This is a genomic window from Actinomadura rubrisoli, from assembly GCF_004349215.1.
Lineage (GTDB): Bacteria > Actinomycetota > Actinomycetes > Streptosporangiales > Streptosporangiaceae > Spirillospora > Spirillospora rubrisoli.
Window position 1 is genome coordinate 1 of sequence record NZ_SMKU01000345.1, and the last position, 9975, is coordinate 9975.

9 protein-coding genes are annotated in these 9975 nt (G+C 73.3%); all 9 read right to left on the minus strand.

From position 1 onward, the window contains the following. Positions 1-263: 263 nt before the first annotated feature. Positions 264-677, minus strand: coding sequence for a hypothetical protein (locus E1298_RS38695; protein WP_131902359.1), 414 nt, complete (start codon positions 675-677; stop codon positions 264-266). Then, positions 667-2424, minus strand: coding sequence for a bifunctional 3'-5' exonuclease/DNA polymerase (locus tag E1298_RS38700; RefSeq protein WP_131902360.1), 1758 nt, complete (start codon positions 2422-2424; stop codon positions 667-669). The genes E1298_RS38695 and E1298_RS38700 overlap by 11 nt, the downstream gene beginning before the upstream one ends. Before the next feature lie 253 nt (positions 2425-2677). Next, positions 2678-3187 carry a DUF4234 domain-containing protein gene (locus E1298_RS38705; RefSeq protein ID WP_131902361.1) on the minus strand — a complete coding sequence of 170 codons (510 nt, stop codon included), beginning with the start codon at positions 3185-3187 and terminating at the stop codon, positions 2678-2680. A 314-nt stretch (positions 3188-3501) separates the two neighbouring features. Further along, positions 3502-5028: a metallophosphoesterase family protein gene (locus E1298_RS38710; RefSeq protein ID WP_243726071.1), complete on the minus strand. Its 1527-nt coding sequence runs from the start codon at positions 5026-5028 to the stop codon at positions 3502-3504. 79 nt (positions 5029-5107) lie between these two features. Next, a complete protein-coding gene (locus tag E1298_RS38715; RefSeq protein WP_131902363.1) occupies positions 5108-6766 on the minus strand; it encodes a solute symporter family protein in 1659 nt (552 codons plus the stop codon). Next, entirely contained in the window at positions 6763-7317 is a 555-nt protein-coding gene (locus tag E1298_RS51620; protein ID WP_131902364.1) for a DUF485 domain-containing protein, read from the minus strand. Before E1298_RS51620 ends, E1298_RS38715 begins: the two co-directional genes overlap by 4 nt. A gap of 187 nt (positions 7318-7504) precedes the next feature. Beyond that, positions 7505-7732 carry a hypothetical protein gene (locus E1298_RS38725; protein ID WP_131902365.1) on the minus strand — a complete coding sequence of 76 codons (228 nt, stop codon included), beginning with the start codon at positions 7730-7732 and terminating at the stop codon, positions 7505-7507. A 129-nt stretch (positions 7733-7861) separates the two neighbouring features. Further along, complete coding sequence (locus E1298_RS38730) at positions 7862-8755, minus strand: diacylglycerol/lipid kinase family protein (protein WP_131902366.1); 894 nt, start codon at positions 8753-8755, stop codon at positions 7862-7864. Between the two features lie 5 nt (positions 8756-8760). After that, the coding region (locus E1298_RS38735) for an FAD-binding oxidoreductase (protein ID WP_131902367.1) at positions 8761-9975 on the minus strand (1215 nt) is incomplete at its 5' end.

Below are 9975 nucleotides of genomic sequence, written 5' to 3' on the forward strand. Positions count from 1 at the left end.
GATCGGCGACCACCGCTTTGCGCAGGACGCGCGGGATCTGCAGCGCGCCGCCGCCGTTGGTGGCCCAGCGGCCGGACACCACGCCGCCCACCACGTACTCCGGACGGAAGCGCCCGTCGCTCACCCACACACCGCCGACATCGCCTGCCACCGACCCGGCAACTCCAGCGCCGTCAGCCGCACCTCACCGCTCGCGGCCACCCCACACACCGCCAGCATTACCTGCCGCCGACCCCTGCGCTCCAGCGCCAATCGGCCGCACCTCAACACCCGCGGCCCCGTCTTCGCCGCCGCCAGTACGGTGCGCGCCTCCGCCCGCCCGTGGGCCGCGCGGCGGGCGGGGAGAAGTCGGCCGACCACGCGAAGAGCTGGTCAGCCACGTCGCGCGGCGCGGCGTGCAGGACGCGGCGGGCCATGTCGAACTCCTCGAAGAGGCCCGTCGCGATCAGGGCACGGGCGACGGCCTCGTCGAGGAGCGCGGCGGCGGCGAGCGGCCCGTCCGCGTCCAGGGCGGCGCGGATCTGCAGCGTGTTGCCGGGCCCGGCCGACACCTCCGCGCCAGGCACGTCCAGCGCCCCGCGGATCGCCCGCTTGGCCGCGTCCCGCTCCTGCGTCTGGGCGCCCGCGTAGCGGATCTCGATCAGCGCGGTGTAGGCGATCATCACGTCACTTCGCATCGGAGTAGCGGTCGACCACGGCGATCTCCATGGGGAACACGACCGGGGTGTCGCCGAACAGCAACCGCCGCGCCTCTTCGGCCGCGGCGCGGACGGCCTCGGTGACCTCGCCCGCCAGCGCGGCGGGCGCGTGCACGATGACCTCGTCGTGCTGGAAGAACACCAGGTGCGGCGGCCCGAGCGCGGTGAGGCGGCGGCGCAGCGAGCCGAGCAGCGCCAGCGCCCAGTCGGCGGCGGTGGCCTGCACGACGAAGTTGCGGGTGAACCGGCCGCGGCTCCGCAGCGCCTGCGCCGCGTTCCCCCGTCCCGAGGCGATGCCGTCCGGCGCGCTCGCCGGGCCGGTGCCGTCGCCGGGCTCGTCGTCGCCGGCGGAGGTCAGCTCGCGCCAGCCCGCGGACGGCGGCGGGCACGTCCTGCCCAGCCGCGACCGGACGAGCAGCCCCCGCTCCCCCGCGCGCGCCGCCGCCTCCACGTATTCGAGCGCGTCCGGGAACCGGCTCTTGAGCACCCCCAGGAGCTGCACCGCCTCGGTCGTCCCGCCGCCGTACATGGCCGAGAGCAGGGCGAGCTTCGCCTTGTCGCGGGGGCTGAGCCCGTCGGCCCCTTCCGGGGAGCCGCCCGCCCTGGCGGAGGTGGTGCGGAAGGCGTCGGAGAGGGCGGCGTACAGGTCGCCGTGCGCGGCGGCGTCCGAGAACGCGCGGTCGCCCGCCAGGGCCGCCAGGACGCGGGGTTCGAGCTGGGCGGCGTCGGCGACGACCAGGCACCAGCCCGGATCGGCGACCACCGCTTTGCGCAGGACGCGCGGGATCTGCAGCGCGCCGCCGCCGTTGGTGGCCCAGCGGCCGGACACCACGCCGCCCACCACGTACTCCGGACGGAAGCGCCCGTCGCTCACCCAGGCGTCGAGCCACGCCCAGCCGTGCGCGGCGTGCAGGCGGGCGAGCTCCTTGTACTCCAGCAGCAGCGGCACCGCCGGATGGTCGAGCCGTTTGAGCACGTGCGCCCGCGTGGAGGGGATCGGCAGGCCCGCCGCCGCGAACGCCTTCAGGATCTGCGCCGGGGAGTCGGGGTTGACGTGGGTGCGCCGTCCGAACGCGGCGCTGATGCTGTCGGCGAGCTCCTGCAGCCTGCGCGGACGCAGCCCGCCGGTAGGACGCGGCCCGAGCAGCCCGGTGAGCAGCGCGTCGTGCTCCTCGGCCGACCAGGGCAGCCCGTCATGGCTCATCTCGGCCGCCACCAGGGACCCGGCCGACTCGGCGGCGGCGAGCAGCGCGAACCCGTCGAGCCCGGCGGCGGCGCGCTGCTGCGCGGCGTGGACGGCGACGATCTGCCCGAGGTCGTCCGGGGGCCGGGCCTCGCGTCCGGCGGGATCGTCGTCGAACAAGGACGCCTGGGGCGACGCCTCCGGCACCGGCGGAGGATCGGACGGGACGGGCTCGCCCCGCGAGCGCGCCCAGGCGGCCCGCACGGAACGCGGCTCCCCGTACCGGCCCGCATGCCCGAGCAGCAGGCTCTCGACCAGCTCCAGGTCGTGGCAGCGGGCCACCCGCACGCCCGCGCGCAGCAGCCGCGGGTAGAGCCGGGCGGTGGACGGCCACACCCAGCGCGGCGCGTCGGCCCGCTCGCGCTCGGCGATCTCCGCGACCAGGTCGGGGACGGCCCGCGCCGGCCCGGCGGGCGCGCCGTCCTCGGCGAGGGGCCGCAGCTCTCCCCCGTCTCCCGGCCCGGCGGCCACCGCGATCCTCACGCGCCCATTGTCGCGCGCGCCACCGACAGAACACCGCCCCCACCACCACGAACACCCGAGAGCGGAAGGCGGCCCTAGAGCGGCCCGGGACGCGCCGTGCCCCGGACGCCGGACGGCACAGGCCCGGACGGCGCGGGCCTCGGACGGGTTCGGGGGCGGGGACGCGAAGACCCCTCCGTGCTTGAGGTGCACGGAGGGGTCCGGCGCGGTCTTCGGGGAGGGCCAGGGCCGCGGCCTCCCGTGGGGTCGCGGCTCAGGCGACGAGGGAGACCTGCTGCCCCGCCGGGGTGTCGCCGTAGCGGTCGACGATCTTGTTCAGCTGGAGCTGGTAGTACAGCACGCCGAAGCCGAAGATGCCGAGCAGGAAGCCCATGCCGCCGCTGCAGGTCGCGGGCAGGCCCGCGGCGCGCTGCGCCTGGGCGATGCGGCCGCCGAGCTTCACGAACATGACCAGCGGCCAGATGCCCAGGGTGATGCCGCCGAAGATCAGCGAGAGCAGCGCGTTCGTGGCGGCGTCGCCGGTGCGGCGGTCGTACTGGAACAGCTCGGCGTGGACCTTGAAGAACCAGACCAGGCCGTAGATGCCCAGGGTGATGATGGGCAGGCCGAGCCAGGCGCCCACCGGGTTGCGCCGCTTCATGTTGTACCCGGCGCCGGTTGCGGCGGACGCCTGCTGCTGCTGTTGCTGGGCTGGGGCGTACCCGCCCTGGTACGCCTGCTGCTGCTGGTGTTGCTGGCCCTGACCCTGCTGGGGGTAGCTCATCGAGTCGCACTCCTGAGGACGCGGTCGTTTTCCGGCCGACCGTCCGTTACCGTTCACCCGTATGGTGAGCCAAGACTGTAACGGCATTCGCCCACGTCGCGGGGCAAGATCGGGCGATATTGGCCACTATTTTCCAAGATTCTCTACCTTGAGAGCGCGGGCCGCCCCGTCCGGTCGCGCGAGCGCGTTGGCTGACCGGTGGGGCGATGCCGGAGGCGAGCCCCACCGGGAAGATCGCGAAGCGATGCCGCGTCTCGCACAAGCACGGTCAGGGGTGCGAGCCGCCAGGCGAGCGCCCCTGGGCCGGGATTGAATCAACACAGCGGAATCGTGACTTCGTCCTCGCAGGGCGGGGCTGTCTCGTGGTCGCCGCATCCTGTCGCCGCGTAGCAGCGGATGCGCAGCTCCGTCTCGGTGACGTCCAGGCGTAGGAAGTTCTTGAAGAAGGGCGGGTCGTCCCAGTCGGCCATCTCGGACCGGAAGCGCTGCGGGAGCTTGCGCACCGGGAGCCGCGCGAACCGGGGCCGGGAGCGGTTACCGCGCGGGACGCCCAGTACGGAGGCGACGAAGCGCGCGCGGCGGGACGGCGCGGGCCCGGCGTACCCGCGTCCCGGCTCGATGCCGAGACGGTGCTCGACGGCGGCCGTGGCCTCCTCCGGGGTCAGGTCGAAGAGCTTCGGCAGCCGCAGCCACCGGCCGTACAGCTTGCCGTAGCGCGACAGGGAGTCGCCCCGGAGCGGGTAGCAGCGGAAGTCCGCCTCGTCCACCGCCTGCGTGCGCGGGATGGTGTGGGTGCCGTGCATGAACGCGCCGCCGCCGCCCGAGACGATGTAGTGGACGGTCCGGCCGCTCTCCACCTCCACCGGGTAGCGCTGGTAGTTGTGGATGTCGCCGCCGATCGCGGCCACGTAGTTGTGCGCCGGGTCCTGGACGATCGCGTCGACCGTGCCGCCGCCCTCGACCGGGCCCGGGCGGTGGTCGTCGTCCACGCGGATGGGCTTGCCCGTGACCAGCAGCTTGGGCTTGGGCCCCGCCGAAACCCCGCGCAGCCACTCCCCCTGCTCGCGGTCGATGGCGCCGGTGATGCCGGTGTCGATGCCGATGATGCGCAAAGACGGGGTGTCGATCGCCCAGTACGGCCCTGGCTGGACGCCCTGCTGGCTGGGCGCGCCCCGGTACAGGTTCCGGGCCTCGGCAAGCGCGCGCGAGTCGACCGTCCCGGAGCGGCGCCACAGCAGGCGGGGGACGAACGACAGCGGGCCGCGCCAGGGCGGCGGCGAGCAGTCCACGTCCAGGCCGCAGAAGACGTGCAGGAAGCCGCGGAGCCCGTCGTACCAGTCGTGGTTGCCCGGCACCGCGTAGATGGGGGCGAAGTAGTCCTTGTACGGCCGGAAGAACTTCTCGGGGTACTCCGCCGCGTCGCCGGTCGGGTAGATGACATCGCTGGCGATGATCATGAAGTCGGTGTCGCCGGCGGCGTTGAGCAGGGGCGGCACCACCGCGTACTGCGACTTGTCGCCCTCGCCGGTGTCACCGACGAGCGCGAACGAGAACTCCGCCGCCGGACGGTGGACGGTGAACGCGGCGGGCGTCCCGCGCTCCCGGAGGGCGGTGACGCAGCGGCGCCGGATCGCGTTGGACGGGTCGCCGAACAGGCGCGCGAGCACGTCGTTGCGCGACCGCCACAGCACCTTCGGGCGGCGCCAGGAGAAGTCGCGCACGCGTTCCGGCATCAGGTCGCGGAACGTTCCGGGCTTCTGACACGTCCACCCGGCGCCCGCCTCGGAGGTGCGCGAGTTGTCCGGCGCAGGGGCGGGCCCTGCTTCTTCCGCGGCACGCACAGAACACCTCCGGGAGGGGTGAGGGGATGCTCACAGCCTGTCCCGGAGGTGATCTGCGCGTCAAGCGGGTCGGCGCGGGTCAGTGGGCGCCGGTTCCGGTCAGGGCGCGGACCTCCAGCTCCGCATACTTCTCGTCGGTGCGCTCCTTCGACAGGACGGTGCCGAGGTAGGCGCAGAGGAAGCCGACCGGGATCGAGATGAGGCCCGGGTTCTGCAGCGGGATCGGCGCGACCGTCGTCTCGCTGAACAGCGCGTCCACGTTGCCCTTGGGGATCGTGTCGGACTTGCCGCCCCAGCAGATCGGGCTCAGCAGGACGATCCCCACCGCCGTGACCAGCCCGCCGTAGATGCCCGCGACGGCGCCCACGGTGTTGAACCGCTTCCAGAACAGCGAGAACAGCAGCGTCGGCAGGTTGGCGGACGCCGCGATCGCGAACGCCAGCGCCACCAGGAACGCCACGTTCAGCCCGCGCGCGAAGATCGACAGCACGATCGCGATCGCGCCGATGACGATGGCCGAGTACCGCGCCGTCCGCACCTCGTCCCGCTCGGTGGCCTTGCCGCGCCGGAACACGTTGGCGAACAGGTCGTGCGCGAACGACGAGGACGAGGCCAGCGTGAGGCCCGCGACCACGGCGAGGATCGTCGCGAACGCCACCGCCGCGATGATCGCCAGGAAGATCGCGCCGCCGGTGGAGCCCGCTCCGCCGCCGAGCTCCTGGGCGAGCTGCGGCGCCGCGGTGTTGCCGCCCTTGTCCTGGGCCGCGATCGCCTTGCCGCCCACCAGCGCCGCCGCGCCGAACCCGATGACCAGGGTCATCAGGTAGAACACGCCGATGATGCCGATGGCCCAGTTGACCGACGTCCGCGCCGCCCGCGAGTTCGGGACGGTGTAGAAGCGGATGAGGATGTGCGGCAGCCCGGCCGTCCCGAGGACGAGGGCGAGGCCCAGCGACAGCAGGTCCAGCTTGGACCACACGTCGGTGGCGCCGTACTTCAGGCCGGGCTTGAGGAACGCGTCGCCCTTGCCGCTCTTGTCCGCCGCGGCGCCGAGCAGCTCGGAGGGGTTGAAGCTGTACTTCGACAGCACCCAGACCGTCATGACGATCGCGCCGCTCATCAGCATCACGGCCTTGACGACCTGCACCCAGGTGGTGCCGCGCATGCCGCCGACCGTCACATAGAAGATCATCAGCGCGCCGACGACGACGATCGTCCAGATCTTGGCGCTCTCGCCGTCGACGTCCAGCAGCAGCCCGACCAGCGCGCCCGCGCCGACCATCTGCGCCAGCAGGTAGAAGATCGACACCACGATGGTGGAGATGCCCGCCGCGGCGCGCACCGGACGCTGGCGCATCCGGAACGCCAGCACGTCGGCCATCGTGAAGCGGCCCGAGTTGCGCAGGAGCTCGGCGACCAGCAGCAGGGCCACCAGCCAGGCGACCAGGAAGCCGATGGAGTACAGGAAGCCGTCATAGCCCGACAGCGCGAACAGGCCCGCGATGCCGAGGAACGACGCGGCGGACATGTAGTCGCCGCTGATGGCCAGCCCGTTCTGGAGCGGGGAGAACGCCCGCCCGCCCGCGTAGTAGTCGGCGGCGGTCTTGTTCTGCCGCGACGCCCAGAGGGTGATGTAGAGGGTGATCACCACGAAGACGGCGAACAGGATGAGCGAGAACGTGCGGTGCTCGTTGTCGGAGGCCGCCAGCACGGGGGCGGCGAACTGCTGGGGGGTCATTCGCCGTCCTCCTTGGACCTGCCGGCCTCGCCCTTGGTCTCCGGGGTCTCCTTGGTCTCTTCCGCCTCGGCCTTCGCGGGCTCTTCGGCTCGCGCAGGCTCTCCGGCCTTCGCGGGTTCCGCGGACTCGTCCGATGCCGCCTTCGGCGCGTCCTTGGTCAGGGACTTCGCCTTGGGGGCCGCCGGGGCGGCCGCGGCGCCGCCCATGGCCGCCGCGCCGCTCTTGACCTCCGCCGCGAGCGGTTCGAGCTTGCCGCGCGCGTAGCGCTCGTACAGCCAGGCGATGAGGAACGTGGAGACGAACTGCAGGAGCCCGAAGATCAACGCCACGTTGATCTCACCGGCGACCTTGTGGCCCATGAATCCGCGCGCGTAGGCCGACAGGACGACGTAGAGCAGGTACCAGGCGAGGAACGCCACCGTCATGGGGAAGACGAACCGGCGGAAGGCGAGACGGAGCGCTTCGAACTCCGGAGTCCCCCTCAGCCGTGCGTAGGCCGCGTTGTCGAGCCCGCCATCCGCGGGCCCCGGACCTGATGACTCGGTTGTCACGACCACCTCCGCCGAACGATCACTCTGCGAATCTCACCGAGAACCGCGGCCACGATGCCCGACGAAGATGGCCGATGGAGGCCAAATGACCAAGAACTTGGTCGGCATGTGAGAACGGATACCGGCCCGATGCGGCCCCGATGCTAGACCGTGATCTTCATCACATGAACGGCGCGGCAGGCGGCGGTCACTCCGCGGTGCCCGTCCGGGCGGCGCGCGGCGCGCCGAAGGCGGGCGCGGTCAGGCTCCGGACGGGGAGCGGACGCGCGGGAGAGGCGCCGAAGAGGGAGCGTCCGGCGGGGACGCGGATCGTGGTGGGCGCCGGCGCCACCCCCAGAGACGCCGGCGCCACCACGACGAGGGCGCCCGTGGTCATCATGAGTCCCCCCAGAACGGCGAGTGATCGCCTTCCCATGATGCCTCCACAGACGGCCCCAAGGTCCCGAAAGCGGGACGTTCACGACGCTATCCGGAGGGCCGTAATGCAGGCGTAAATCGACCCAAACGCGAGATCCAAATCTGGGATCTTTCGCGGATCCGCAGGTCAGGGGGCCAGAACGTGGAGCGCGCCCGGCATCACGCGGGCGGTCACCGGCAGCACGCCGGGCAGCTCGCCGTCCGCGCCGTACGGCAGCGTCCGGCCGGGCGGCCCGGTCAGCTCGATCCGCACCTCCCGGCCCCGCAGCACCTCGACCTCGGGCCTGCGCACGTGCGACCCGTCCGCCAGCTCCCGCATCACGACGAAGAACAGCGGCTTGGGCGCCGTCCGGATGAGGACGACGTCCAGCAGCCCGTCGTCCACGCGCGCGTCCGGGGCGATGTGCTTGCCGGACCCGTAGTAGCCGGAGTTGGCGGCCACGACGGTGTAGCCCCGCCGCAAGTGCTCCTCGCCGTCCACGGTCACCCGGTAGTCCGCCGGACGCCACGCCGCGAGCGCGCGGAGGGCCCCGAAGTAGTACGCGGCCGGGCCGCGCAGCAGGCGGGTCTTGTTGGCGTTGTCGTTGGCGACCGCGTCCACGCCCGCGTACACGCTGCCCAGGACGGGCGTGCCGTTGGCCTCGATGGCGTCGACCGCGCGCGGCTCCCCGTCCAGCAGCAGGCGGGCCAGCTCCTCCGGCCGGGACGGGACGCCGAGCTGGCGGGCGAAGTCGTTGCCGCGCCCGGCGGGGACGATGCCGAAGAGCGCGCCCGTCCCGGCGAGCGCGCCGCCGACGCAGCCGGCCATGCCGTCGCCGCCCACCCCGAGGACGACGCGCCCGGTGTCCGCGGCGCCGCGGGCGACGGCGGCGGCGTGCTCCAGGCCGCGGCTGTACTCGACGGCGACGTCGGCGCCCGCCTCGCGCAGCAGCCGGGCGAGCGGGATCAGCGTCGAGGCGGCCGCGGATCCGCCCGCCGAGGGGTTGACGACGGCGGTGAACGAGCGCGGAACCTCGGACACCGGCACTACTCCCCGGCAACCGGCGGGACGAGGACGCCCGGATTGAGGATCCCGGACGGGTCCAGCCGGTCCTTGACCGCGCGCAGCGCCGCCACGCCCAGAGGGCCGATCTCGCGGGCGTACCAGTCGCGGTGGTCTGCGCCCACGCCGTGGTGGTGGCTGATCGTCCCGCCCGCGCCGAGAATCGCGTCGCAGGCCGCGTGCTTCGCCTTCGCCCAGTGCGCGACCGGATCGTCGCCCTGCGCGGACACGACGGTGAAGTACAGCGAGGCACCGGACGGGTAGACGTGCGAGATGTGGCACATCACCAGCGGCGGCGTGCCCGCGCCAGCGAGAGCGCCGATCAGGGTCGTCCGGACGGCCTCGTACAGCGCCGGGACGTCCGACCAGAACGTCGCGGTCTCCAGCGTCTCCACGAAGGCGCCCACGTCCAGCAGCGCGTCACGCAGGTAGGGAGCCCCGAACCGGCCGTGCGCCCACTTCTCGCCCGGCCCGGTGCCGAGCGGCTCGCCGCCCGCGCGGGTCAGCACGTCCGCGACCCTGGCCCGCCGGTCGGCGACCTCCCGCGAGGTGCCCTCGAACCCGAGCACCGCCAGGCACCCCGCGTCCGACGACGACCCGATCGCCTCGGGGCCGGCCGACCCGATCATGGTCTCGGCCTCGTCGGACAGCCGCACCACCGCCGGGAGCGGCCCGTCCTGGACGATCCGGCGCAGCGCGGCGGCGCCCGCGTCGAACGAGGCGAAGCGCCAGCCCTCGTAGGCCGCGGCCTCCGGGACGGGGTGGATCCGGACGGTCACCGAGGTGATCACGCCGAGCGCGCCCTCGGAGCCGAGGACGAGCTGGCGCAGGTCCGGCCCGGCGGCCGACTTCGGCGCGCGCCCGAGGTCCAGCGTGCCCTCCGGGGTGGCGACGGTGAGCCCCACCACCATGTCGTCGAACCGCCCGTACCCGGCGGACGCCTGCCCGCTCGACCGCGCGGCGGCGAACCCGCCGACGGACGCCCACTCGTGCGACTGCGGAAAGTGCCCGAGCGTGTACCCGCGCTCCCCCAACCGCGCCTCCACCGCCGGCCCCCGCATCCCCGGCTGCAGCACGGCCGTCCGAGACACCTCGTCCAGCGCGACCAGCCCGTCCATACGCCGCAGATCAAGCGCCACGAACCCCCGCAACCCAGCAGACGCACCCGCCCCGGACGATGCGGGTGTCGTCGGGGAGGC

Bases quoted from the DNA above. Each gene is read 5' to 3' on its own strand.
- E1298_RS38695 (WP_131902359.1), bottom strand. From the start codon at position 677: ATGCGAAGTGACGTGATGATCGCCTACACCGCGCTGATCGAGATCCGC.
- E1298_RS38705 (WP_131902361.1), bottom strand. From the start codon at position 3,187: ATGAGCTACCCCCAGCAGGGTCAGGGCCAGCAACACCAGCAGCAGCAG.
- E1298_RS38715 (WP_131902363.1), bottom strand. From the start codon at position 6,766: ATGACCCCCCAGCAGTTCGCCGCCCCCGTGCTGGCGGCCTCCGACAAC.
- E1298_RS38725 (WP_131902365.1), bottom strand. From the start codon at position 7,732: ATGGGAAGGCGATCACTCGCCGTTCTGGGGGGACTCATGATGACCACG.